The sequence below is a fragment of the Streptomyces sp. PA03-5A genome (assembly GCF_033792725.1).
In the GTDB taxonomy this organism is placed as follows: Bacteria; Actinomycetota; Actinomycetes; order Streptomycetales; family Streptomycetaceae; genus Actinacidiphila.
Map to the genome: position 1 here is coordinate 168,657 of NZ_JARAVL010000020.1, position 24,602 is coordinate 193,258.

20 protein-coding genes are annotated in these 24,602 nt (G+C 70.7%); 7 read left to right on the forward strand and 13 right to left on the reverse strand.

Going from position 1 to position 24,602, the window contains the following annotated elements; translation table 11 throughout:
- The first annotated feature begins 52 nt into the window (after nucleotides 1–52).
- Nucleotides 53–709, forward strand: coding sequence for a TetR/AcrR family transcriptional regulator (locus tag PV410_RS25200; protein WP_500327861.1), 657 nt, complete (start codon nucleotides 53–55; stop codon nucleotides 707–709).
- A gap of 127 nt (nucleotides 710–836) precedes the next feature.
- Nucleotides 837–1,298: a hypothetical protein gene (locus PV410_RS25205; protein WP_500327862.1), complete on the forward strand. Its 462-nt coding sequence runs from the start codon at nucleotides 837–839 to the stop codon at nucleotides 1,296–1,298.
- A 119-nt stretch (nucleotides 1,299–1,417) separates the two neighbouring features.
- Here PV410_RS25205 and PV410_RS25210 read toward each other — a convergent pair whose 3' ends face one another.
- The 11 genes from PV410_RS25210 to PV410_RS25260 all read right to left on the reverse strand — a co-directional run bounded on the left by PV410_RS25210 (nucleotide 1,418) and on the right by PV410_RS25260 (nucleotide 16,541).
- Nucleotides 1,418–2,026, reverse strand: a complete 609-nt coding sequence (locus PV410_RS25210; protein WP_500327863.1) for an MBL fold metallo-hydrolase — start codon at nucleotides 2,024–2,026, stop codon at nucleotides 1,418–1,420.
- A gap of 225 nt (nucleotides 2,027–2,251) precedes the next feature.
- Nucleotides 2,252–3,097, reverse strand: coding sequence for an ABC transporter permease (locus PV410_RS25215; RefSeq protein WP_500327865.1), 846 nt, complete (start codon nucleotides 3,095–3,097; stop codon nucleotides 2,252–2,254).
- A complete protein-coding gene (locus PV410_RS25220) occupies nucleotides 3,094–4,044 on the reverse strand; it encodes an ABC transporter ATP-binding protein (protein WP_500327866.1) in 951 nt (316 codons plus the stop codon). The genes PV410_RS25215 and PV410_RS25220 overlap by 4 nt, the downstream gene beginning before the upstream one ends.
- A complete protein-coding gene (locus PV410_RS25225; protein WP_500327867.1) occupies nucleotides 4,037–5,272 on the reverse strand; it encodes a hypothetical protein in 1,236 nt (411 codons plus the stop codon). The genes PV410_RS25220 and PV410_RS25225 overlap by 8 nt, the downstream gene beginning before the upstream one ends.
- Nucleotides 5,269–6,333: a thiopeptide-type bacteriocin biosynthesis protein gene (locus PV410_RS25230; protein WP_500327869.1), complete on the reverse strand. Its 1,065-nt coding sequence runs from the start codon at nucleotides 6,331–6,333 to the stop codon at nucleotides 5,269–5,271. The genes PV410_RS25225 and PV410_RS25230 overlap by 4 nt, the downstream gene beginning before the upstream one ends.
- Nucleotides 6,333–8,951, reverse strand: coding sequence for a lantibiotic dehydratase (locus PV410_RS25235; RefSeq protein ID WP_500327870.1), 2,619 nt, complete (start codon nucleotides 8,949–8,951; stop codon nucleotides 6,333–6,335). Before PV410_RS25235 ends, PV410_RS25230 begins: the two co-directional genes overlap by 1 nt.
- Nucleotides 8,952–9,068: 117 nt before the next feature.
- The gene (locus tag PV410_RS25240) at nucleotides 9,069–10,694 is read right to left on the reverse strand and encodes a SagB family peptide dehydrogenase (RefSeq protein ID WP_500327872.1); all 1,626 of its coding nucleotides are present in this window, start codon (nucleotides 10,692–10,694) and stop codon (nucleotides 9,069–9,071) included.
- 76 nt (nucleotides 10,695–10,770) lie between these two features.
- The gene (locus PV410_RS25245) at nucleotides 10,771–12,702 is read right to left on the reverse strand and encodes a TOMM precursor leader peptide-binding protein (protein WP_500327873.1); all 1,932 of its coding nucleotides are present in this window, start codon (nucleotides 12,700–12,702) and stop codon (nucleotides 10,771–10,773) included.
- A 171-nt stretch (nucleotides 12,703–12,873) separates the two neighbouring features.
- Nucleotides 12,874–13,047, reverse strand: a complete 174-nt coding sequence (locus PV410_RS25250) for a hypothetical protein (RefSeq protein WP_018560191.1) — start codon at nucleotides 13,045–13,047, stop codon at nucleotides 12,874–12,876.
- Nucleotides 13,048–13,146: 99 nt separating this feature from the next.
- Nucleotides 13,147–15,060, reverse strand: a complete 1,914-nt coding sequence (locus PV410_RS25255) for a TOMM precursor leader peptide-binding protein (RefSeq protein ID WP_500327874.1) — start codon at nucleotides 15,058–15,060, stop codon at nucleotides 13,147–13,149.
- A 1,010-nt stretch (nucleotides 15,061–16,070) separates the two neighbouring features.
- The gene (locus PV410_RS25260; protein WP_500327876.1) at nucleotides 16,071–16,541 is read right to left on the reverse strand and encodes a DUF305 domain-containing protein; all 471 of its coding nucleotides are present in this window, start codon (nucleotides 16,539–16,541) and stop codon (nucleotides 16,071–16,073) included.
- A 49-nt stretch (nucleotides 16,542–16,590) separates the two neighbouring features.
- Here PV410_RS25260 and nicT point away from each other — a divergent pair, with 49 nt between their 5' ends.
- The 4 genes from nicT to PV410_RS25280 all read left to right on the forward strand — a co-directional run bounded on the left by nicT (nucleotide 16,591) and on the right by PV410_RS25280 (nucleotide 19,653).
- Nucleotides 16,591–17,556 (forward strand): Nickel transporter NicT, encoded by a 966-nt coding sequence (gene nicT, locus PV410_RS25265; RefSeq protein WP_500327893.1) that lies wholly within the window; start codon nucleotides 16,591–16,593, stop codon nucleotides 17,554–17,556.
- 973 nt (nucleotides 17,557–18,529) lie between these two features.
- Nucleotides 18,530–18,772 (forward strand): hypothetical protein, encoded by a 243-nt coding sequence (locus tag PV410_RS25270; RefSeq protein WP_500327877.1) that lies wholly within the window; start codon nucleotides 18,530–18,532, stop codon nucleotides 18,770–18,772.
- A 104-nt stretch (nucleotides 18,773–18,876) separates the two neighbouring features.
- Complete coding sequence (locus PV410_RS25275; protein ID WP_500327894.1) at nucleotides 18,877–19,263, forward strand: four-helix bundle copper-binding protein; 387 nt, start codon at nucleotides 18,877–18,879, stop codon at nucleotides 19,261–19,263.
- Between the two features lie 144 nt (nucleotides 19,264–19,407).
- Complete coding sequence (locus tag PV410_RS25280) at nucleotides 19,408–19,653, forward strand: hypothetical protein (protein ID WP_500327878.1); 246 nt, start codon at nucleotides 19,408–19,410, stop codon at nucleotides 19,651–19,653.
- Nucleotides 19,654–20,434: 781 nt separating this feature from the next.
- Here PV410_RS25280 and PV410_RS25285 read toward each other — a convergent pair.
- Complete coding sequence (locus PV410_RS25285; protein ID WP_500327879.1) at nucleotides 20,435–21,283, reverse strand: phosphotransferase; 849 nt, start codon at nucleotides 21,281–21,283, stop codon at nucleotides 20,435–20,437.
- A 1,215-nt stretch (nucleotides 21,284–22,498) separates the two neighbouring features.
- On the opposite strand from PV410_RS25285, the gene PV410_RS25290 reads away from it, so the two are divergent.
- Nucleotides 22,499–23,593 carry a PP2C family protein-serine/threonine phosphatase gene (locus PV410_RS25290; protein ID WP_500327881.1) on the forward strand — a complete coding sequence of 365 codons (1,095 nt, stop codon included), beginning with the start codon at nucleotides 22,499–22,501 and terminating at the stop codon, nucleotides 23,591–23,593.
- Nucleotides 23,594–23,638: 45 nt separating this feature from the next.
- On the opposite strand, the gene PV410_RS25295 is transcribed toward PV410_RS25290, so the two are convergent.
- Nucleotides 23,639–24,295, reverse strand: coding sequence for a hypothetical protein (locus PV410_RS25295; RefSeq protein ID WP_500327882.1), 657 nt, complete (start codon nucleotides 24,293–24,295; stop codon nucleotides 23,639–23,641).
- Between the last annotated feature and the right edge of the window lie 307 nt (nucleotides 24,296–24,602).

Sequence of the window (24,602 nt, forward strand, 5' to 3'; positions counted from 1 at the left end):
GTGCGTGCACGCAAGTTTGCGTGCACGCAGCCCTGTGTGGAACGCTGACGCCGTGACGACACCACCACCAGGGCTGCGGGAGCGGAAGAAGCAGGCCACCCGCGAGGCGCTACGCAAGGCAGCCCTGCGCCTGGCCGTGGAGCGCGGCCCCGACCAGGTGCGGGTCGAGGACATCGCCGAGGCGGCCGGGGTCTCGCCGCGCACCTACAACAACTACTTCGCCAGCCGCGAGCAGGCGATCGTCTCCGCTGTTACCGCGGACCGGGAGGCGCGGATCGCGGCGGCAGTCGCGGCCCGGCCCGCAGGAGTGCGCCTGGCTGACGCCGTCACCGAAGCGGTGGTCGAGCAGTACACGAACACCGGTGAGCGCGAACACGAGGCACTGCTGCTGATCACCACCCGGACCGCGCTGCGCGACGCGTTCCTCGATACCACCGCCGACATCGAGCCGCCTCTCACGGCGGTGATCGCCGAACGCCTGGGCGACGCCGGAGCGCACACAGCCCGCGTTCTCGCGGCGAGCGTGGCCGCGGCGGTTCGCATCGCGTTGGAAAGCTGGCTCCAGCCGACCGGGAACGCGGGGGCCGCCGGGAGTTTCGGTGCCGGAGGACTGGTCGTGCCTTCCGGCTCGCTGCCAGACCAACTCCGCGCGGCACTGGCCCCGCTCGCGCCCGCGTTCGACGTCGCCCAGCGACGAACCCAGCCGTGAAGTCGACTCAACCGGTCTGTGTGGTTCCTACTCGACCCAAGACGAGGACCCCGACAATCACACCGCCGGGGTCCTGCCATCCCTTTCGGCCGTACCTCGGCTGATCCTCATTTACTGCGGCTTCACTGTGCTGACCACGCGCGCCCTCGGGACGGCGCTGCCCTCGGACTTCCGCGCTCTGGCGGAGGCGTATCCGGTCTTGGTCGTCGACGACTTCCTGACGGTCTCCGCTCCCCGGCCCGGCGCCGAGGCGTCATGGGCGTCCGCGTCCAGGGAGGACGAGATCCTTCAGGATCTGTACGAGATGGGCGACACCGAGGGCTACGTTCCCTTCCCACAGCCGGGAGGCCTGATCTCCTGGGCGGAGTCCAATTCGGGGGACTCCTTCTACTGGCGGACAAGCCCTGCGGATCCGGACGCGTGGCCCGTGGTCGTCCGCGGAGACAACGGCGACTGGTCGGAGTTCCCGGTCGGCGTTGTCGAGTTTCTGGCCGGCGTGTACGGGCGCACCATCCACGTGCCGGGCATGCCCAGGGACTTTCCCAGCGACGACCCGCAGGTGCTGGGCCTGAGCGACCGCATCGACTGATCGGCAGCTGATCCGCAGGCACATGTGAACAGCGATCGCCCCCGGGGTTCCCGGGGACGATCGTCATTCGATGATCACTGACTACGTGACAGCCAGGAGTAAAGTGCGACGGCTCCGCCTCACAGAGCGCCCGGATTCAGGCGCTCGGGGAACCGCTCCAACTCGGCGTCGAAGAAGTCGCGAGCGCTGCCGTGCTGGAGGAGCAGTTCGTCGACGGTGTCGAGGTACTCGCGGGTCTCATTGATGGTGCGAGTGGCGTCGTCATCAAGCTGCTTGTTCTTGTGGCCAGCGACGATCCAGCGGGGCCTGAGGTCTTCGACGATTGCGATGGCTTGGCGCCACGCGTCCAGGCCACCGTGCCCGGCCTCGACCAGGAACTGGTGCACGCCGTTGTAGATCACATCGCCCGCGACCACGAGCTCGAGGTCCGGGACGTGCAGGACGCTTGTGTCGTCGGTGTCGCTGTGGCCGGCTTCGATGATCAGCAGATCATGACCTTCGAGCGTGAACCGGTTGTCGGGCACGGTGACGGCCGTGACCGGGGCGTCCGGGATCTGGCCGAGGAAGTACTTGTCCCAAAAGCCTGTACGGATTGACACGTTGTGGTGCATCTGCTTGATCGTGCGGGTCGTCGCGACGACCTGGGCGCCGAATCGCTCGGACAGGACACCGGCGGTGAACCAGTGGTCGCCGACGCAGCTTTGGCGTTCGACGATCGTGGCGAGCACTCCGATTGCCCTGTCGGGGGTACCAGCCCCCGGCAGCACCGCGGGGTGTCGCAGCTATGCCCTGTCCGGGATCCGGGCGACAAGCGGCGAGGCCGCCTCCGCGTCCGGCCGACGCCGTCCGCGACGTCGGCCGAGGCCGCAGCGGAGCACGAGGCCGTGCCGGGCGAGCCGGGGTGCGTGGACCTCCGCCGCCGACGGTGCGCTTCGCCCGTGGCAGGCGGGCCTTCAGGCCACGTCGCGCCGGGAGAGCAGCAGGGCGGACAGGCCGAGGAAGACCGCCATGTACGCCGTCAGCACCATGCTCGCCGTGACGGGTCCCGACACCGAGACCACCCCGGGAACCGAGGTGCCGGCCGTGCCGGACGGGTCGAGGGCGGCGGCCAACGAGCCCGCGCTCGGCCCGATCAGCAGCCGCTGCAGCCCCTTCAGCACCGGGAGGGTCCCGGTCAGCCCGGAGACCAGGTTCTCCATCGCCAGCAGCCACAGCAGCCCCACCCCGATGGCGGCGCCGGTGCCGCGCAGCAGGATCGCCAGGAACATGCCGAGGCTCGCCGCGGCCATGCTGATCAGCCAGGCGGCCGCGACTCCGGCCGCGAGGCTTGACACGTCCGGCCAGTGCGCCGCCCGGCCGGTGAGCGCCGCGGCGACGGCGCCGGATGCGGCGCCGAGCGCCACCACCAGCGCCGTGACGCAGAGCACCACCACCGCCGCGGACGCCGCCTTGCCGAGGACCGCGCCCGTGCGGCCGGGCCGCTGGACCAGAAGTGTCCCCCAGGTTCCCCACCGGAACTCGCCTCCGGTGAGCACCGCGCCGAGGATCAGCATCAGTGCACTGCCGAACATCGGGTACAGGGCCACGGTCCCCGACAGGAAGCGGTCCGGAAGCAGGCCGTCGATCAGTTCCTGCGGGTCACCGGCGGCGCCGGGCGGCCGGTTCCGTACGGCAAGGTAGACGACGGCCGGCACCACCGTGCCGAAGACCAGGGCGAGGGCGATCCACACGCCGCCGACGATCCACACGCCGGGGCGTTTGCGTGCCGCCAGCAGCTCCGCCTGCACCACGGCGTTCACCGGTTGACCACTCCCTGGCGTTCCGTTCCCGTTCCCGATGTGGGCTGGTCCGCGACCAGCTCGAAGAAGGCCTCCTCGAGGGAGACCGTCTGCCGGCGGAGCTCGCTGACGGCCAGTCCGTTCTCCACGAGGAACCGGTTGACGGCCGCCGCCTGGCCGGGGTCGACGGCCACGCGCACCTTCCCGTCCTCCACGGTCGCCGAGCGGACGGACGGCAGCCGCGCGAGCAGGTCGGCGGCGCGTGCCGGCTCATCGACCGTGAGCGTCAGGCCCTCGTGTCCGGCGCCCCGGCGCAGCTCCGGGACGGTGCCCTCCGCGACCAGCCGGCCGTGACGTATGACGCCCACCCGGTCGCACAGGTGCTCCACCTCGGTCAGCTGGTGGCTCGACAGCAGGACGGTGCGCTGGTGACGGCGCAGCCCCGTGATGAGCTCCCGTATGCCGGCGACGCCCGCCGGGTCCAGACCGTTGGTCGGCTCGTCGAGAATCAGCAGGGCGGGGTCCTTCAGGAGCGCGGCCGCCACCGCGATCCGCTGCCGCATGCCGAGCGAGTACGCGCGGAAGGCGACGTCGGCTCGCGCGGCCATGCCCACTTCCTCGAGCACGTCGTCGACGCGGCCGGGGGGAAGGGCTGCGTACCGGGCGAGGACGCGCAGGTTGTCGCGCCCGGACAGGTGCGGGTACAGGGCGGGTGACTCGATCAACGCGCCCACGCCCCGCAGGCCTGCGGAGCTGCCGGCGGGGTGGCCGAGCACCGAGGCGGTGCCCGACGTCGGCCGGACGAGTCCCACGAGCATCCGCATGGTGGTGGTCTTCCCGGACCCGTTCGGCCCGAGGAAGCCGTACACCTCTCCGGTGCGCACGACGAGATCGAGGTCGAACACACCGGCCTCCGGACGGTACCGCTTGGTCAGTCCGCTGGTGCGGACCGCGAGGCCGTCACGCATCGGCGGCCTGCCGTCCGCCGGAACGGGCTCGGGCCGCCGCGAGGACCAGGACCACCACGACGGCGGTCTCGGCGGCGAGGATCACCACGGCCCACACCGGTCCCGTCCAGCGTTCGAGTGTGGCGAACCACAACCACATCAGGCAGCCGTACACCGACAGCGCGAACAGCAGCGAGACCAGCCCGTAGGCGGCGTACGCGCGGGCGTCGCGGGCCGGGTAGACGCTGAGTCGTTCGCGCGCGGCGGGGTCGCCCCGGCGCAGGAACAGCCGCCAGAACCGGTAGCTCTCGCCGCGCAGGTCGGCCAGGTCGAGCGCGTGCGTCAGCATCACGTATCCGTCCGATCGCAGGAATGGCAGCAGGTTCAGCAACGAGCCCGCGCTGCCGAACAGCAGGACCCCGGCGGCGAGCGAATGGCCCGGACCACCGTCGCGGGTCAGCCACCACCATCCGGCGACCGGCACCATGGCCAGCAGGCTCACCATGACCCCGGCGAACGCCGTCGCCACTCGGGCTCTGCGGCGGTGGAACAGCACGATGTCGTCGGTCCGGCAGTAGGGGGCCAGCAGGGGGAACCGCCAGCTGACCCCGATCTCCGTGACCGTGCCCCCGAAGTGGCGGCAGGTCACGCCGTGCGCGAATTCGTGCAGCGCTGTGATCACCCAGACGAGCAGTACGGAGACCGGTATCGAGATCGCCCATGTGCGCTGGTGGGCCGCCTCGGTGCTGAGGGTGGCCGCGTGGGTCCAGACCAGGGCCTGTACGGCGGCGACCAGGATCAGCGCGGGTATCACGAAGCCGGCACGGAAGGCGAAGGCCAGGCGCGTCGCCAGGGCGGCGCACAGACGGTCGGGCCGGAGCAGCACCCAGCGCCGCCGCAGCCACCCTTGCCGCGCGGACTCCTTGTCCTCGCGGGCCTTCCTCAGCTTGTCGAGGACCGCGGTGTCGGCATGCCCGTCGAGCAGTTGGTAGCGGCCGAGGAGGGTGAAGATCTGCCCCCAGTGGTCCGGGCCCAGCCGGCGGTCGTAGGTGTCGCTGTACCGGCGTCCGATGTCCTGGAGGGTGTGGCGGCCGTCCATGAGGCCCATGATGAAGTGCTCGCGGGGGCCGACCCGGTAGTAGCAGCCGGTACGGGCGTCCTTGACGTGGTGCACCGTCTTCGGGCCGGTCCGCAGGGCGGGGCCGAGCACGACCTCCTGGCGGAGCCGGGGCAGATCCTGTGCGGTCACCGTGGCACCTCCTGCGCGGCCATGTCCGACAGCGCCTTGTCCATGACGTACGACAGATAGATCTCGTCGAGGATGCTCACGCCGAGCCGGTTGTTGGTCATGTGGACGTAGGAGCTGAGGACGATGGCCAAGGCGGCCTGGGGGTCGGGGGCCGCGCCGTCGCGGAAGGCCAGGACGCCGGCGCCGGACAGCGCGAGTACCTTCTCGCGCAGGTCGGCGCAGTGGCTGAGCCAGGACCGCTCCAGCGGGGTGGGGGCCGCGCCGGGCGTGTCGCGGACGCTGTCCCCCACGTGCCGCAGCCGGCAGACGAGTCGGTCGCGCATCCGGTGATAACTGCGGTCGAAGCGCTCGTGCTGGCTGTCGCTCGGCTCCTGGTAGGAGGTCTCCCACATGGTGCGATATCGGGTCAGGAAGCGGGCCACCTCGCCGTGGTCCCCCAGGAAGGAGAAGCACAGACCGGCCGTCAGCTGGGCGGCCTGGCCCAGCAGCACGGTGCGCACGTGGACGTTGGTGCTCTCCAGCAGGGTGACCACCAGGTCACTGGATCTCTCGAAGTGCCATTCGGCCAGCTCCATGGCCGTGGTACCGCCGTACCGGTCCAGCTCCCGCTCGTAGGGGATGCGCGCGACGCTGTTGTTGTCCCGGAAGGGCATCGTGCCGTCCGGTCCGTACAACTCGTCCCAGCGTTCCTGGCTGTACTCGGCGAGGAACATGTTCCGGTACAGGTCGCCGCTGGCGTTGCGGTCCTCCTCGTACAGAGCCGGGCGGCGGCGCATGAAGTCGGCGAGCGCCCCCTCGGCGATCCTCGCCACCTCACCGGCCGCCGCGGCGTCGGCCGGCAGCAGGCGCAGCCGGATGTGCGGGCCCTCCAGCCAGTACCGGATGAAGAACCAGGAACGCAGCAGGCGCTGCTCGCGCAGCCGCGCGACCAGCGGCCGCACGCAGTGCACCAGCACCGGGTTGGCGTTCGCCGCGTAGAAGACGTGCAGGCTGATCCAGCCGTTCCCGTCCGTCTCCATGCCGGGGACGCTGCCTGCGAGGAGAGTGTCTTTGCCGTTCATCACCGCTCCGTGGGCATTCCGTCGAGCTCCACCGTGAGCTCGGTGACGTATCGGTTCCGGTCGTCGCGCAGCCACAGCTCGTCCGGGCCGGGCAGCATCTCGGTGAGGACCACCGGGGAGGCGCTCTTGCGGACGGCCGTGTCGAGCAGGCGCACGCTCGGGTAGGCGTCGAAGTCGACGTACAGGGGCTTGTGCTCGCCGCCCGGGCTCGCGAAGACGCGACGCGGAAGGCCCATGCGCCGCTGCCACTCCCGCCACGCCAGGAACCACTCGTGGTCCGGCTGCCCGGGCGTCACCGCGGGCAGCCGGTCCGCGGCGCACCGCCAGGACCTGCGCTGCACCACGACGTTGCCGAGCCGTATCCGGGGCAGCGGGCCGTCCTGTGTCTCCCGCAGGCCGGTGCCCTCCCACAGGTCGAGCTGCACCATGCTCGTGTACGAGAAGTTCAGCAGCACCTGCTGCACTTCCGGCAGCGCCATGGGCAGCAGGAAGCCCAGGTAGACCGGGATCACCTCGACGCCCAGGCGACGCGAGCGCAGCAGCAGCCGGTCGGCCGCCGGGTCGTGCTCGACGACCAGGTCCTCCACCGGGATCTGCTCCGCGCCGGGCCGGGAACTGGTCTCGCCCGGGCAGACCACCTCGTAGGGGGTGACTACCGGGTGCAGGTTGAGGTTGGTCGTGTCGTAGCCGCCTTTGAGCTCGGCGAAGACGGCACCGGGCGGGGCGACGGTCTCCAGGGACCGGCGCAGCGACGCGGTGAGCCCGGACCCGAAGCAGTGTGCGAACCGGGAGAACAGCAGGGTCAGGCCGGAGTAGACCCGGTTGACGACGACCAGCGGATCCTGCGTGCCCCGCTGCGCGAGCTGGAGGAAGAACGACAGTGGGCGCAGTCCTTCCCGGGGCGAGCGGGGCAGGATCGCTCCGACGGTCGTGAGGAACTCCTCGTCCAGCTCCAGATCGGCCCCGGAGGCCAGGTCCCGGTATCGCCGTACGACCTCGTCGGCGACGGCGGCTCGGGCACGGTCGATGCGGGTGATGTCCTCCTGCCGGAACCAGTTGTCGTAGGGGCGGAAGGCGGTGCCGTCGAAGCGCTGGTGACGCAGGAGCCGCTGGTTGTGGTTGTCGTAGAAGTCCTGCCCGAACTCGTGGGCGAAGGACAGGAAGTCCTCGCAGCGCCCCCCGGTGCCGTACCGCGCCCTGAAGAACCCCTTGGTCACCAGGCGGCGCACGAGGTTGCCGTCGAAGGCCGGCAGGATGTCGGCCAACCGTTCGAGGTCCGGGGTCAGTTGCTCCTGCCACGCCTGCGCGTCACCGGTCACCGCCAGCCCGGGCACCGTGGTGTCCTCGTAGACCAGCGTGCGCAGCACCGGGAGATCCGCCTGGCCCAGGAGCCGGTGCGCCGCCGCCGCCGACTCCTTGATCCGGCCCAGCAGCTGGCGTCTGCGTCCGAGGTCAGCCCCGGCGAACTGTCCGACGTCCTCGCCCATGTGCTCCACGAGCCGGGCGACGTCGTCCGCCCAGGCGGTGCGCAGCGCCCGCAGGCCCTTGCCGTAGGTGGCGACCGGGTCCGGGTCGTGGATGTCGACCTGGAGCCCCGGGACGACGAGCAGCCCGAGCCTGAGCAACTGGGCGAGGTAGGCCTCCACATCGACTTCCGGCCGGTCGGGGCCCCTGGCGGACAGCAGGGCCACCGCGTCGCCGAACCGCAACTCGGCGTCGTCCCGGAACACGGTGAGCACGTCCGCGAGAACGTCGCCGGTGGGCAGGTAGAACAGGCTCTCGTGCACCGCGTCCAAGGTGACCGCCGCGTCCGCGTCGGCGTCGGCGCCGCGCAGCCTGCGCAGGTAGCGCACCCGGTCGCGGTCGACCCGCAGCCCGCTGGTGGCCCGCACCGGCAGGTCGCGGCGGAGCCGCGGGTCGACGGTGGCCAGCTCCGAGAGCCGGGCGAGCACCGCGATGTTGAGCCTGGAGTGGCTCTCCTTGTCCCAGCCGCTGAGCCGCGTCACGAGGGGGCTGCCGACGCCTTCCTCGAAGCCGCCGGCGGACACCGCCGTCAGCGTGCTGAAAGGGCTGGTCTTGCACGCCGTGCGGTAGAGGTACTCCAGCAGTGACCGTTCGATGCGGCGTTCCCGCTTGCTCAGCGGACCGCCGTCGCGCCGCACGTAGCCGTCCAGGTACTCGTCGAGCGACGGAGAGGACAGCTGGATGCCGTGGCGCAGATCCGTCTCCACCGTGATCCGCCGCAGCTCCCGCCGGCTCGCCGCGACCTCGCGCGCCACGACGCCGGAGCCGCCGGTCAGCAGCGACGCGCAGCGCTCCCGCTCGGCGGCCCATTCCCGCAGTGCCGCGACATCCTGCGCCGGCAGCAGCGGCTCCGCCGACGCGAGACCACGCGGAACACGGGAGTTGAACACGTCCCGGCGCAGATTGATCAGCGTGCGGCGCGCCGACGGGTCGGCGAGGGAGTCCGCTATCCGATCCTGCAGGACATCGGCGAGGCGGGCTCCTCGTTCACGCAGCCGCCGCCGGGCGTCGAGCAGCCCGTCCGCCCACGCCGCGCTCTGCGCGGTGGCCAGGACGTCGGCGGCCTCGAAGGGCAGCCCGCCGACCCGCAGCATGAACCGCGGGACGAGGTGCCACGCCCCTTCGGCGCGTCGGGGACCCGGCGCAGTCGCGGCGGGCTCCGAGGGAGAGGCCGCCGATGGTATCGCGCTGGATATCACGGATCGTCCCTTTCATGCCAGCCGGTAGTCGTAGTCCGCGCGGTCCGTGCGTTCGTGCCCGAGCAGCACGAACAGGAAGGTGCGTTCGTCACTGCCGTCGAGACCGACCGCCTCGTCGATCGCGATGTTGTCGAAGCCGAGCACCACGCCGCAGCCCACGCCGAGCGCCGCCGCGACGGTGTAGGCGGTCTGCGACAGCGCCCCCACCTCCGCGTTCAGCACGCGGTAGCCGCGACTGCCGAAGGCCTCCAGCGTGCTGCGCCATCGGCCCGAAATCGCGAGCACGGCGCCGACCTGTTCCAGGTTGTAGTTGCTCAAGTAGTAGCTGCGCTGCAGCGTCCCGGCGATCGGCCCCTGCCGCACCACCTGCAGCCGCTTGCCGCCCGCGTCGTAGCGGTAGCTCCCGGCGGGCAGCCCCGCCACCCGGTTCGCCAGCACGTACAGCCCGGTCAGGCCGGCGTCCTCCGGCACCGCATCCGCGGTGTACCGCTGCCCCGACACGGTGCCGGCCAGCACGGTCGCCAACTCGTCCAGGCCCAGCGGACGGGACCCCACGAACGAGCCGAAGCTGGTGCGCCGGCCGCGCAGGACCTCGCCCAGGTCCGTGCCGAGCCGGCCAGCCAGGGGCCGCGGCAGCTCCACCTCGCCGCCAAGCTCCCGTGGCAGCGGCACCAGGCGCCGCGCCACCGCCGGGTCGGGGCGCGCACGGCGGTCGTCCAGGACCGCCCGGTGCACCTGCCGCACCTGCTCGAACGTCCTGGTCCGCGCCGACCGTTCGAAGCTCGGGCGGTCGACCGGACCGCCGCGGCCCGCGGTGCCGCCCGCTCCGGCGCTCGGCTCCGGGCCCGCGCCCGCGCCTGGCGGGCCGAACGGCAGCGGGACGACGGCCAGCACGCTCTCCTCGTCGGTCACGAGCCCCAGGAGCCGGTTGAGCCGCTCGTCGTCGAACCACAGCACGCGCGAGAGCCGTCGCCCCGTCGCCCGGGCGATCAGCTCCCAGCACCCCAGCAGGGCACCGGCGTCCTGGGTCACCACGTGGTAGCAGAAGCTGTTGTACTTGAACGCGTTCTTCCAGAACCGCACAGTCACCAGGAGGAAGCCGTCCGCCGTCCCGGCTCCGGCACAGGCGTCCCGGACCTCGGCGGTCAGGTCGCCCGCCACCAGCCGCTCGAACGCGTGGTGCGCCGTCGCATAGTGGTAGACCCCGGGGGTCAGCGGACCGGACGGACCCGCCACCCAGTACACCTCCAGCGGGTACATTCCCCCGCCGGAGGCGCTGCCCCGGCCCCACAGCGCCTCCGGGTAGAGCACCCGCACATGGCTGTCCTGGTTCCAGTTCACCCGCAGCCTGCGGTCCAGCACTCCGCAGGACAGCCGCAGCAGCGATGCCAGGGACCCGGCTGTCCACAGCGGCCCCGGGCCGGGCGGCGGCGTCCCGAGGACGACGTCCGCGGTGGGCGCCAGCGGCCGGCCGACGCCCGGCGGCACGGGGAAACGCCGCACTCCCAGGTAGGTCTTGTGCCGTGACGGCTGGTCCTCCCAGTCGGGGGTGAAACCGACCGGCTCCATCGACTCCCGGCCGCGCCGGAACACCGACTCCACATAGGCGCTCACGACCTGCGTTCGGTCCTCGGACACGGACTCTCCTCCTTCGCCGGACGTGCCCGGCCCACGATCGGGGCCCGTCCGCGCATGACGGGTCACAGGGAACGGCTCACGGGAAGGGGTGCGGCCTGGGATTCAGGCCGGTGGGGCCGAAGCCCTCCGCACGGGAGTGGACCTCGGCCAGGCGGCCGTCGAGGTAGGCCCGCAGCCGCGGATGGCCCAGTACGCGCTGCCGCTCCCAGCCGAAGTCGATCGGCACCAGTCCGGGCGCCAGCACACACAGGGTGCGGATGCCGGTGCCGTCCTGCTCCGGGCACGTCTGGTCCACGGCGACCACGTCGCTGCCCACGTCCCGGAGCCGCTCCATCACGAACCGGACATCGTCGGCCAGGTCCAGCGTCGCGGGCCGCTGGGCGAGCCAGGGGCCGTACAACTCGCCCATCGACCGGGCCGGCGCGGCGTCCAGCAGGAACGAGGCCACGTGCGCCATCTCCGGCAGGCCGTACAGCAGGGCATGGTCGGTCAGTTCGTGCACACGGTCGTAGTCGGCCGCCATCTCCCGCAGCGCCGGCACCTTGGCCGCCACCCGTTCGTCCATGCCGGGGATGTACGAGGCGGTCTCGGAGATCGCGGCACGCACCGCCTCGACGGGATCTAGGCTGGCACCGGCCGCGAAGCACAGGGTGCCCAGCCCCCCGTCCAACCGCTCGGCGACCGCCATCACCGCGGGTACGGGGACGTCCACCCGCATGTCGAACAGGCGCATCCGGTAGCCCAGCCGCGCCACGCGGTCCAGCACGAACCGGACCTCCTCGTCGGCGATGGTCGCCTGGTCGATCTCAGGCAGCCTCGCCCCGGCGAACCAGCACAGCAGGAAGGCGTCCCGCTCGATGAGTTCGAGCATGCCGTGCAGCAGTGCCTCCTCCGTACTGGTGCCACTGGCACAGCCGTTGGAGCATTCCTGCACGAACTTCCGGTCCGGACGGCGGTCGAGGTAGAACACCAGTTGCTCCGGCACCATCACCGGCCGCCGTCCGCCGAAGGAGTAGCCCCACACCCAGTGGGTCGGGGTGTCCGGGGTGTACGGCTGGTAGTAGTCACGGTGTCCGGCGTAGAACTCCGGCCGGTACGCACCCAGGGCCGCGGGGTCGAGGGCGTCCGGCGCCAGGTCGCGGTAACTTGCGTACACCGTCGGGCGCTTGGCCCGCGGGAACTGGCCCGCGTAGCGCTCCAGCCCCTCCAGCATCCCGTACCGTTCGCTGCTCACCGAGCTCTGCGACTGCCCGCTCCACCACATCTCGTGGAAGTCGTACTTGCTGCGCACCCTGAAGTAGCCGCTGACCGGCAGGGTCGCGCTGCACTGGTAGACGCGGCGGGCCGCGCTCGCCAGCGCTCCGCAGACCTCGTTGACGTATCCGCCTACCGGCAATGGAAGGTCGCCCGCGGCGGCTCCCCGGTAGCTCACCGGGCTCGACTTCGGCCGTGCCCGCAGGGGCAGCACCGCGCCCTCGGCGGTGTCGGGCAGTGGGGTGGCGCACCGCTCGCACTCGGAGTCGGCGATGAGCTCGTGGCGGGTGACGGTCAGGTCGCGGGTCCGCAGCTCGACGATCCGGCCGATCCGCCGGTCACCGGGCGGCAGCTCGGCGCCGGCCGTCTCCGCGGCCACGAGCTGCGCGATGTGGTCCAGCACGAGCGGCACGAGGCCGGGTTCACCGCCGGCGAAAAAATCGGCGCCGTCCTCGACGGCCCTTCGTTCCTCAACCGGGCGCAGCGCCAGCCAGCGCCGGTCCAGGCACCGGCCGCACGGCCGGCTCCTCCCGTCCGCCCGGTGGAGGGGTCCGAGCAGCACGGTCCCCGCGTACAGGCGCACCGGGTAAACCAGTCCGTGCGCCGGTGGCGGTCCTTGCTCTCCGGCCGCCTCGGGCAGTCCGAGTACCCGGACGTCGACCTCGAACCCCGCGGGAGCCCGGCCGTTCAGGTGAGCACGCAGGACATCGGCGGCCCGTGCCCATGGATCATCCGAGACTGCCGTGACCGTCATTGCGTTCGACACCACAAAGTCATCCGTCCACTCAGACGCTCATTGGTACGCGGGTGGGTGAAACAGCTGCTCGCACGGCCGAGGGTGCAGGCCCTGCGAGCAGCTGCACTCGTCACGCCGGGCGGTCCGTCCGGAGACCGGGGCGACCCGCCCTGATCAGCCGGCCGGCGGTCAGCTGGTGCTGGAGCTGCAGGAGCAGCAGGAGCTGGTGCTGCAGGAGCAGCAGCTGGAGCAGGAGCAGCTGGAGCTGGACCAGGCCAGCTCGACCGACTCGTCGGTCATCTCCTCGATCTCGAACGTCGCGCTCTCCAGAGCGCTCAGCTCGTCCTTGAGCTCAACTGACATGGCGATCCTTCCCATGGGTGTGGTGGGGATGTCACCCCGGAACGGTCGTTCCGGGAACCGTGGCGCGCCCGGTGCGGGCGCGGGTCAGTCCGGGGTCACCTACTGCGCGGCGAGCAGGACCGTGCCGGTGACCATTCCTCGGACTGCGTGCAGATCGATCGTGGTGGTCTCGACGAACAGCGCTCGGGTGCCGTCCGCGTCGAGCCGTGCGAGCACTTGGGGCACCGGTGTCGCGGGCCCGTCGAGGGACCACTCCGCGACGCCTTCGCCTTCGAGGAGCGCCCTGGGGTCGAGATCGGCCACCAGCGGGTCGCCCAGGTCCGCCGGCGTGCCCTCGTAGTGCCGGCTGACAGCGAGGCCTACCGCGTCGCGCACCGCGTCGCGCAGGGCGTCCCGTGCCGACAGAGCCGAGCCGACGGCCCAGTCGGCCGCCCCCTCCTCGCCGCCCTCGACGACGGCAAGCACCGTGAAGGCGGGCGCTGCGCCGGGCAGCGCGTACACCCGGGCCTCGCGGCCGATGTGACGCAGGCTGCCCAGGGCGAACGCCACTTCGTCGTCGCCTGCGAGCAGGGAGTCGCCCACGCGGGTGGCGGGGGCCTCACGGGTCAGGGCGCGGACCAGGCCGCGGTAGGCCAGCGCCGAGCACAGTCCTTGCTCCCGCACGGCCTCGAGCGTCCAGTCCGCCGCCGCACCCGCCGAGGTGGGCTCGAAGCGCAACCGGGCGTTGGCCGGGGAGAGCGGATAGGCGGCCGCGGCGGGCACGAGCCACGTGCTGCCGTCGTGCAGCGACACCGCGGGTGTCGTGGCGCCCCCGGACCACTCCCGCTCCCCCGCCAGGCCGCCGAACACCTCCAGCAGTTGGGCGGGCAGCAAGGCCGCCGCTTCGTCGGCGCTCGTGCCCACCGCCCCGACGGGCCCCAGCCGGCCCACGTAGCAGCTCACCGCCGCCCGCACCGCGCGGGTCCGTGCGACCAGGATCGTGTCGGTGTCGAACGCGGCGATCTCGCGGTGCCCGTCGGTCAGCGACCCGGCGGGGCCCAGCCGCACCCGGCCCATCTTGAGCGGTATCTGCTTGAACGATTCGTCAGCCCATCCGGACATCACGCCGACGTCCGGGGAGACCAGGACGGCCGCCCGGCCGTAGGCCTCGCTGTCATCCGCCGGCCGGGTGGGACCGTCCCCGTCCGGCTCCACCCGTGCGTGCCTCAGCGGGCATCCCGGATGCGGCAGCACCCGCTCGCGCCGGGACTCCAGCGTGGTCAGGTCCTGGATCACCGCGTGCCGTTGGTCGTCGGGCTGCAATTGTCCGCTGCCCAGCCGGAAGATCTCGAACGCCACCGCGTTGCCCACCATGCTCCGGGCGACCGCACTGCCGTGCTCGGGCTCGCCCGCGGTCGGCCCGACCGCCAGGGCGCGCCAGTAGTCCGCCGCGAGCCGGGGGTCGCAGTTGGCGGAGAGCCGCAACTGCGCGCACATCCAGCACGGTTGATCCGCCGGTCCGCTGATGGGACCCAGCACCACCCGGGTCCGGTCCGACACGACGGGAAGCAGCCGCGGTCCTGCCTCGGCACCGTGGACGCGCTTGGTCAGATCGAGCAGGCCGCGGCCGTGTGCGCCGTCGACGGCGCACACGACCACGTCGAACGCGGCCAGGTCCACGGGTGGCAGGGGCAGGACGACGACCTTGGCCGGGGTGCCGGCATCGGCGAGACGGGCGATCTCGCCGTCGAACTCGCGCCCCCAGGAGGCGTCGTCCACGAAGACCTCGGCCAGGCCGTTGCGCAGCAGGCCGCGGACGGCCGCCGCAAGGACGTCCCCGGGCGGGCCGCTGACCAGGACGCGTGAGGAGCGGAACCGGGCGAACAGCTCCTGCGGTGTCCGCCGGTCCGCGTGCATGAAGTGCTCGATGAAATTGACCTGCGACGCGAACAATTCCGCTGCCGCGGAATCCAGGACCTTGTCGTCGGGTTGCGGGACGTCGCGGGCGAATCCCTTGTCGAGAAGGGCCTTCATCAATGCGACAGCGGTTCTGCGCCGACTTTCGTCCAGGCCCTCACATAACTCGGCGACGCTGGACGCGCCGTTCATCCGGGGGCCGAGGGCCGACATCCATTCATATGCGCCTGCGCCTTTGAGGACGCATGAAGTATCGGAACTGCGTAAGTAGATCCCGGTGTCGACGCGGAGGAAGACAACGTCGTTCCGCAACCGGGGTCTTATGTCGAGGAGACGCGTTTCGCCAACCGTTCGCATGCCGCCCCCGTAGGGTGTGCACCTTCGGACCATGGTGTGCGCCTTCGGGACACGGGAACAGTTCTACCCGCGTCCACGTGGGGAAGTGTGGAGCATCCCTGGATGGGACGTCAATGGCCTCGACCCGGGTCCTCGCACCCTGCACCCGCCGGGCGCCCCGCCGCCGGGGGTCGTCCCGACGTTGACCTGTGAAATCCCTGTGGCGTCTCCGCGCCCGGACCGCCGAAACTTCTTCGCGTGGCGACCACTCCCCGATGCTCCGGGAACGGCGGCACACGCCAGGAGACGAGGAGGCTCGCGAACTGCCCAGCGCGCATCTCCCTGAGTACACCAAGGCACCGGCAACGACATTCCGCACTTTTCTCCGCTCCGGCGGTCCGCTTTCCCGAACGGTGAGCGACAAGGCCCGGGAGCGGCACAAGAACCCAGCCGCTTCCCGGTATTTCGCCGCGAGTTCAGTCGCCCTCAGGGCAGAGGTGCGCGGGCCGGGATGAAGTCGGAGATCGCGGTACGAGAGGTCTCAGGACGACTGAGACGTGGCGCGCAGTCACCGACACGGTGGCGGGCGACCTGGGAGCCGGTCCCGGAAGTGCGGCCGAAGACCGCTTGGCCGGGCACAAGCGCGCTGGTGAGCGGCAGGCCGAATTCGCCGCCGGCGAAGTTGATGCCGGAGTGACGGATGCCGCGGAACAGGACGTCGAGCTTGACGTCGTGCGGGCCGACTCGCGGCGTTCTACGGCGAGGGCCCGCCCCCGCACTTGGTCGTGTGATCAGCTGGCGCCGAGCATCTGCCGCATCTGCGCGATCTCCACGGTCTGAGCCCTGACGATGTCACCCGCCATGGACATGGCGTCCGGGGATGCGCCCTTCTGCTGCTCCGTCTTCGCCATGTCGACGGCACCCTCATGGTGCTCGATCATCATGGTCAGGAACATGCGGTCGAAGTCCTCATCGATGGCGCCATCCAGCTTGTCCATGTCCTCCTGGCCCATCATCCCGGGCATGGAGGCATGGTCGCCATGGTCCATGCCTCCCATGGCCGGCATGCCCTCCATGGCGTCGGGAACCTTTGCACCCCAGGCCTTCAGCCATCCGGACATCGTCTCGATCTCCGGGTCCTGTGCCTTCTCGATCTGCTCGGCCAGGGCCTTGACCTCGCTGGAGGCGCCGTGTGACGCGGCCATACCAGCCATGACGACGGCCTGGCGGTGGTGGGGGATCATCTGCTGCGCGAAGGACACGTCGGCCTGGTTGTACTGGCCGACCGAGGCGGAGGACGATGCCGTCGCGGTGTTGCTGGAGGTGTTGTGCGCGGCTCCGGAGTGGTCGTTGCACGCCTTTGACGCTGACCACATCGCAGCGATCGACAACACCACCCGCAAGCTGATGGAGGACGGCAAGCGACCGCTGTCGGTCGGCTTCTGGTTCTCCCTGGGCCACTCCTCGGTGGTCTTCGGTCTCACCTTCCTTCTTGCCCTTGGCGTCAAGGCCGTGGGGACGGGCCTCGCCGACGACGACTCGCGGCTTCACCAGGTCGGAGGCCTTATCGGCACCCTTGTCTCCGGCGCCTTCCTGGTGCTGATCGCCGCCATCAATCTCGTGATCCTGATCGGCCTCGCCAAGGTCTTTGCCAGGATGCGGCGCGGCCAGTACGACGAGGCCGCCCATGAGGAACAGCTCAACAACCGCGGTTTCATGAACCGCCTTCTGGGCCGCGCCACTCGCGCTATCCGCAAGCCGTGGCAGATGTATCCGCTGGGCATCCTGTTCGGTCTGGGCTTCGACACCGTCACCGAGATCAGCTTGCTGGTGCTCGCTGCCTGGTCGGTAGCCTCGGGCCTGCCCTGGTACGCGATCTTGTGCCTTCCCGTTCTGTTCGCCGCCGGGATGTCCCTACTGGACACTATCGACGGGTCGTTCATGAACTTCGCATATGGCTGGGCCTTCTCCAAGCCGGTCCGGAAGGTCTACTACAACCTCACCATCACCGGGCTCTCGATCGCCGTCGCCCTGATCATCGAAGGCATCGAACTGCTCGGCATCCTCGCCGACAAGATGGCACTGACCGGCCCCTTCTGGGATTCGGTGGCCTCTGTGGACCTCAACACCGTCGGCTTTTGGATCGTCGGCCTGTTCGTCGTCACCTGGGTCGTCGCCCTGGCGGTGTGGAAGTTCGGCCACATCGAGGAGAAGTGGGAGCGGGGGCTGCACAAGGCCCCGAACCCCACCGATGAGCCCGCAGTTCCCATCGCCTGACCAGCGCCAGAAGCCGCGCGGGCACGGAGCGCTCATAGGCCGTTTCCCATCTTCGACTGCGCGGCTGTTGAGGAGGCCGCTAAACCCTTCTGGCACGAGGTAGCCCGCGTAACCCGCCACCACCTCGCATCCGCGGCCACCCGACACCTGCCCGCAACTGCCGGTGCCAACAGCCAATGAGATCGCAGGGGACAGCCCAACTAAGCCAAGGGTTCCGGTGCATGACCCCAGCCGACTGCCCGGGGGCGTGCTCGCCCCGGGCAGTCGGCTCGCGGTGCACACGGGAGCGCCCGGCGCCGGGCGTCCGGGCTGCGCACCGCCGACTACGGGATCGGCACCGGCCGCCGGGACGAGGACTGGGGCTTCGTCCTCGCCGCCCGGCACCGCGCCCCGGCCCCGCGCCTGCCCGCGGACGCGCCGCGACTGCGGCTGCCTCGTCACCCCGAGGTGTGAGCAGAATTCCCGGAAACGTCTCGCCTGTGTCCATCATGGAGGTGCGGCTCCGCTTCGGATCCCACCCCGCAGCGGGACCGCCCCGGTGTCAACGCTCTCCCGCCCGCAGCGACTCGGATCGGCCTTCGCAGGTCGCACCCCGTCGCGCAGCCCTGTGACCTGCGCGGAAAGCTCGATTGCCGACGTTCAACGCCGACTACTTTCCTACAACGCCTTCCGGCGGGCGGGCTGACCGGCAGAGGCAGCTCGCCCTGCAGCCACAGTCCGGCCGCGACGGCGTGTCCGCAGCGCAGCGGCGGGCGCGGGATCCCGTCCGGATCGGTGAGTGCTGGCGTTGTTTCCTCGAGGGCGGTGAGTTCGGGCGGCAGCGGGACGCGGGTGCGGTAGAGGCGGCGAGTTGCGCTCACAGTCTGGCCAGCGGACGCTTCGGGGTTGGTGAGTTCCCGGGGCAGTGGGCAGTGAGCGCCGTGTCCGTGATGCGGTGGTCCAGGCCGGGAGCGCGCGGCGTGCCTTGGAGGGTGTGGGCGAGGTGACGGCGGGCTTCAGCAAGCAGGTGCCGGCAACGGAACTGGCCCCGCTTCATCACCGCCACGACTACGGTCACGTACGCGCCCGCCTGCGCGACGTCCACGACGACGTCGCGCAGGCGGGCGCGGATGACTGCCGCGGCAGCGCGGGCCCGGGCCAACAGACCGTCGATGAGGGCCGGCGCCGAAGCGGCGTACCGCGTCCACCCGCCGACCCGCGGTGCGATGACCTGTGAGCCAGCTGAGAATGAGGTAGAAGCCGGAGATCAAGGAGGTGTGGCCATCTGGCCGCCGGCCTCCGGCACGAAACGAGGCGGTCCCCGTGACGTCGGTGAAGGAGATGCTCGCCACCTACCCGGCCGACCTCGGTCGCGTCGACCGAGAGAAGCTCACCAAGTGCATCGAGGAATGTATCGCCTGTGCCCAGGCGTGTACCGCGTGCGCCGATGCCTGCCTGTCGGAGGGCATGCCGGCCGAACTGGCCAAGTGCATCCGCACCAACATGGACTGCGCCGACATCTGCAATGCCACCGCGTCGGTCCTTTCCCGCCACACCGGCTACGACGCCAACATCACCCGCGCCATCCTGCAGGCGTGTGCCACCGCCTGTAAGGCGTGCGGAGATGAATGCGGCCGCCACACGCACATGGAGCACTGCCGCCTATGCTCCGAGGCCTGTCGCTCCTGCGAGACCGCGTGCAACGATCTGCTCCAATCCCTCGGCTGACGAACGCGCGGCCATTGCCGACGCCACCGGGCGCGGTGCTCGTGTGCCCTGGCGGAGGTATGCCCGCCGGGCATTGACTGAAGGCCAGCAGACGACGGAGGGTGACACCCCGGGGGGAGTGATCAAAGAGGGGGTGACCGCGTCGTGGCGGAGTACCGCTTCACGCTGGCCCGCATCGTGCGCGCCGGGCCGATCACCGCGCACGCGGCCTTGAACGAATGGGCTCACGGGCAGATCACCGTTCCCGTGCCCACGCTCGCTCTCTCACAGATCAGCGGCCTGGCCCGGCAGGAACTGGCGGGGGCGGTGTTCGAGGTCATGGCCAACTGTGCCGCCGTTACGGACTCCGGACGTCGGCCCGCACGGCTGGCGTCTCCTGGCCCACGGTGAAGGCGAACAACGCCTCCCGGTGGCGCGATCGTGGAGCGGCGTGACCACCTGACCGGAGGCCGTTCCCGCCGCGCGGTCGACACCGGATACCTCTCCCTCCCCTGCGGCTATCGCGCTGGGGAGGAGGTGTCGCCGTCCCGCACCGGCTTGCCCACCGGCCATGACCAGCAGCAACACCACCGCGCCGAGGACGGGCCTGCCTACCTTCCGTGCCACCCTCGGTGCACCCCTGCACGCTCCAGCCCACCCTCCAGCCCACTGTCCAGGCAACCCGCCAGGAGCACCAGGAGCTGGTCGCGGCGACCCGCCGCCGCGGGCGCGCCCGCCGGCCTGCAGCGTGGGCAGCCCCCGGGAACGGGCTTGCCCAGCCCGAACTAGGGCCTGTCTAGAAGTACGCTGGCGTGGTGTCCGAGGTCGGCGTGTCGTGCCAGGCAGTGGCGTACGGACCGGCGGCTGCGCAAGCGCCTGGCCGCCGTGCGGGGCGGGGTCGGCGACGCCGAGTGTCCCGAGTGCGGGACCCGGTGGGTGGCCGGCGTCGACCGGAGGTCGACGGCCCTGTTCTGCCCGGGCCGGTGCAAAGTGAGGGCCTGGCGGCGCCGGAAGGAAACGTTCGGGGAACGGTCACAGTGACCGCATCGCAAACGCATCCTGATCCCAACTTCGTTCAGCAACCGGTCATTTGCGGTCGTTCATTGTGATCAGGGGCAACGCTTCTCACCGTCGCCACCCTCACCCCGCCCCGGCCCGCAGCTTGCTCAGACTCGGAGCTGAGAAACAGGTATCAGCCCGGTTCGCAGCGGGCAAGGGCAGCACGGACCAGGTTGAGCCCCTCCGCCCGCCAGTGGTCGCGATCGGGCATCTGGTCGTTCCGACGCCAGCGCCAGGCCGAGAACATCGCCCAGTCCACCGCGCGGCACCGGTAGATCAGGCTCTCGTCGGCGCCCGCGTAGTGCTCTCCGACGTCCTCCGGCGCATGGGCAAGGTCAAACTCGACCGGTCCGCGGCAGCAGGTGACGAGGTCGATGAAGAGCGGCCCCCGCTTCGTGTTGAGGAGGTTGCCCTCGTGCGGCTCGCCGTGCAGCAGCTGGTCGCCGGCCTTGTCGGCGCTGATCTCGGCGCTCAGCTCGCTGAGCGTCTCGCGGAGGAGCTCCCGGTCGGCGTCGGCCAGCTCGGGCGATTGCTCCCGGTCGTTGACCTCTTTCAGCACCACGGCGACCCGGTCGGTGAAGTGCGGGGCGTCCAGGTCCCCGACCTGGCGCAGCGCGGCGTGGTACCGCTGAAGCGCGTCCGCGTAATCGGCCGGCTCGATCGTCGATCCCAGCGGTTCGTAGTAAGTCCAGAGCGAGACGGCGAAGCCGTCGCGCACGTGCACCCGGGGCTCGACCCGGGGGTCAAGCTCGGCCACCGGAGCGTCGTCGACCTCGGCAAGACGGCGGGCGACCTCCACCTCGAACTCGGAACCGGCCAGGTCCCCGACGGGCGCGACCCGGGCAAGGGTCTCGGAAGGGACCAGACGGAGCGCGACGCGGTCCGAGTTGTGGATGACAACCACATCGTCGACCTGGAGCCCCAGCTCCGAGGCCATGGCCTGCCCTGCCTCAATCGCGCGACGGAGCGCTGGTGGCTCCATACCGTCCTCCTTTACGCGCCGCCCTACACCCGTCCCGCCCAGCATGTCCTGTGCCATCTGAGCGATGACGTCACGCCGCGTCTTGCCGCCCGCGGTCGGTGCCGGATAGGAGGCTGGGAGCCGGCCTCCCAGTGCCGACCGCAAGGCGCGCCACGGTGGTGACGGCCTTCTCCGTGCGGGCGTTCAGATCCCGTACACAGAAGGTAGTCGACCGCACTGCGGTGGGTCAGAGGTTCAGAAACAGGTACGAAGAAGCGTTGCCATCAGTCGGCCAGCGCCGGCCCGGGCCCGTACGGCGTGGCCGTAGCGCAGCGGCGGGCGCGGGATCGCGCCTGGGTCGGTGAGTGCCGGCGGCGCCTGTTCCTCGAGGGCGGTGAGTTCCGGCGGCATCGGACAAACCTTCACATACCCCGAACAATGAGGACTCGTTCACCCTGAACAAACCCCCCGATACGCGAGTGTCACCGCTCTCCGGTCACCCCGCCCGGGGGAGCGTCTGCCCGCAGGCCAGAGGTTGTCTGTCTGGCCGGCGGTGCCGGATGCCACGTTGACGGCGTCGGCTGGGTCCGGCCACGGCCACCGGTCCCGCCCAGCCGGTCCCGAGCCCCGCTCACCGAACCGTTCCTCCTCCCCTGCGGCTGTCGCGCCCGGGAGGAGGTGTCGCCGTCCCACACCGGCTTGCCCACCAGCGGTGACCAGCGGCAACACCCTCACACCGGAAACCGGCGCTCCTGCCCTCGGTGCAACGCTCGGCCCCCCGGTCCGCGCAACTCTCCAGCGCACCGTCCAGCCCACGGTCGGAACAACCCCGGCTCGGGGGCAAACCGGGGTGCGGCCATGCACCTCCGCGCTCCTCCGGACTCCGCCTGACCAGGCGGGCCCGCCCCCGTCACCCGGTCGAGGGCTGCCGGGTGGCAGAGGCATCAGATGGTGAGCACGCTGTGACTGGTGCATCCAGAGGGCTTGGCCCCCCACCTCCAGCCCTCCACCACCAGGGCCCCCGCCGCCCATCCCCGTCACCGGCGGGGGCCCTCTCTAGACGGCCGCAGCCCCGGCACCGCGCGCACTAAAACCGCAGATCAACCCCGCCAGACACTCCACGGTGCGGCAGGCGCTGCACTGGGGCAGGCTGAATGCATGCGGTCACCGTCCTGCTCGTCTCCCGGGCCGGGAGCGGGCGGCCATAGCAAGGTCCTCCTGACACTCGCGCAGGCTGTGCCCTTCGTGATAGCGCTGGGCGTGCTGGGAATCGAACTGTTACCCGCGCATTTCATGATGACCGGCCCTATCCTCACCGCGACGCCGGCACTGGCGGCCCTGACGATGGGCCCCAAAGGCACCCTGTCAGCGGCGGCCGCCGCTCTGGCCGTCAACGTGACCACGGCCACCTACAACCACGAATGGGAAACCCACCAGATTTTCGGCAACCTCGTGGGCCTGCTGGTGGTGTCGGTCGCCAGCGTGATCCTGAGCAAGACGGTGCGCGCGCACCGGCGCAGCGAGCTCGATCAGGTTCGCCGTATCGCCGTGGCGGCACAGGACGTCATCCTGCGGCCTGTTCCGGCGCGGCTGGGTCCGGTACGGGCGGCCAGCTTGAGCCTCGCGGCGGGGACGGGCGCGCAGGTCGGCGGTGATCTGTACGAGGCGGTGCTGACCCGGTACGGCGTCCGGCTGATCGTGGGAGACGTCCGCGGCAAGGGCCTGAATGCCATGCGGGCGGTCGCGGTGGCGCTGGGCGCCTTCCGGAAAGCCGTGCACTACGAGAACGACCTGGTGGACGTCATGGACCACTGTGGGGCCGCGCTGCTGCGGGAGGCGGACGTGCCGGGGGCGTTCGAGCCAGAAGTCGCCCTGGAGGGATTCACCACCGCCCTACTGGCCCAGATCCCGGGCACCCCGGGCGAACATGTGGTGGAGCTGATCAACCGTGGCCACCCGCCGCCGCTGCTGCTCCACCAGGGCACAGTGCAAGCCCTGACGCCGTCCTGCCCGCTGCCGCCCTTCGGCCTGGAAGACCTCTACACCGGCCCCCCGCCCAAACCCGAAAGCCACCCATTCCTCCCCGGCGACCGCCTGCTGCTCTACACCGACGGCGTCATCGAAGCCCGCAACCGTAACAACGACTTCTTCGCCCTGCCCGAAGCCGTGCAAGCGCTCCACACGTGCACGCCTAAGGCGTTCCTCGACCAACTACACCAGCGGCTGCTCCACCACACCGAAGGCCACCTGGCCGACGACGTAGCAGCCATCCTCATCGACCGCCCCACCAACGAAACCGACAACCCCACCCACCGCCACGGAACAAGCTGACCGCCCACTGACGGGGCGGCCGGGGGCAGTCAGGCAGGCGGCCGGTCAGCTGCCAGGGCCGCGCGCGTCGTGGTAGCCGAGTTCGAGGTAGCGGGTGCGGGTGCTCCAGGAGCCGAGGTCTGGCGTATTGGCCAGGACGTCGTGCCAGGGCCGGGTGCCGGGAACGGCCGCCTCACTGGAAGCCGCCACCTTGCCGGAGGCCGCCTTCCCGGAAGGGTCCCCCTCGTCGTGCGCGGGCAGCAGATGGCCGGGACGCCCGGCCCAGAGCCGCACCCCCGATCGCGCCTCGGACTCCCGGACCGGCACCCACAGACCCACCGAGAACATGCCGGCGAGCTGGTGCATGGCGATGAAGCTGGCCACGCCGTCCTCGGGGTCCGTGCGGTCCGGGCGCTCGGTGAGGGCGTGCCACAGGATGTACATGTTCGGGAGCCGGACCTCGGGCTGGAAGCGGTACACCAGCCGCTCCAGCCTGATCGAGCCGATGCTCGGCAGCTGTACCCGGGTGAGCGGGACCACTTCACGCTCGCCGCCGGTCCAGGTCAGCGTCTGGTTGCGGCCCATGTAGCCGGGTTCGCTGAAGATCGTGACGTGGAGGCGTTCCCGGCGATCAGGCCGGCGGTTGTGCAGCAGGCCCGCGCCGGCGACGGCGCCGCCCACGCAGGCCAGGCCCGCCAGGAAGATTCCGGTCCTGCGTTTCATCGGGACGATGCACCTCGCTTGTGACGGGACGGGCGCCTCCATCATGCGCCCCCGACCAGCTGTTGCTCTACCGTCAGGCCCGATCCCGAAGAGCTCCTTGCGACCCCGCATCCCGCTGACCGCACGCTGCCCTGCCCAACTCCGAGGATCGTCATGGTCAATGGCGGGGCAGCGGCGGCCCCAACGGCCTTGTTCAGGTCTGTTCGGGCTTACTGATCGTTTCAGAATGAGATCGGCGTGTCGGCTGGCAGTCAATGATCTTCATCGGCAGGGTCTGCGGAGTGTCCGATGATCTTGTCCCTGATGA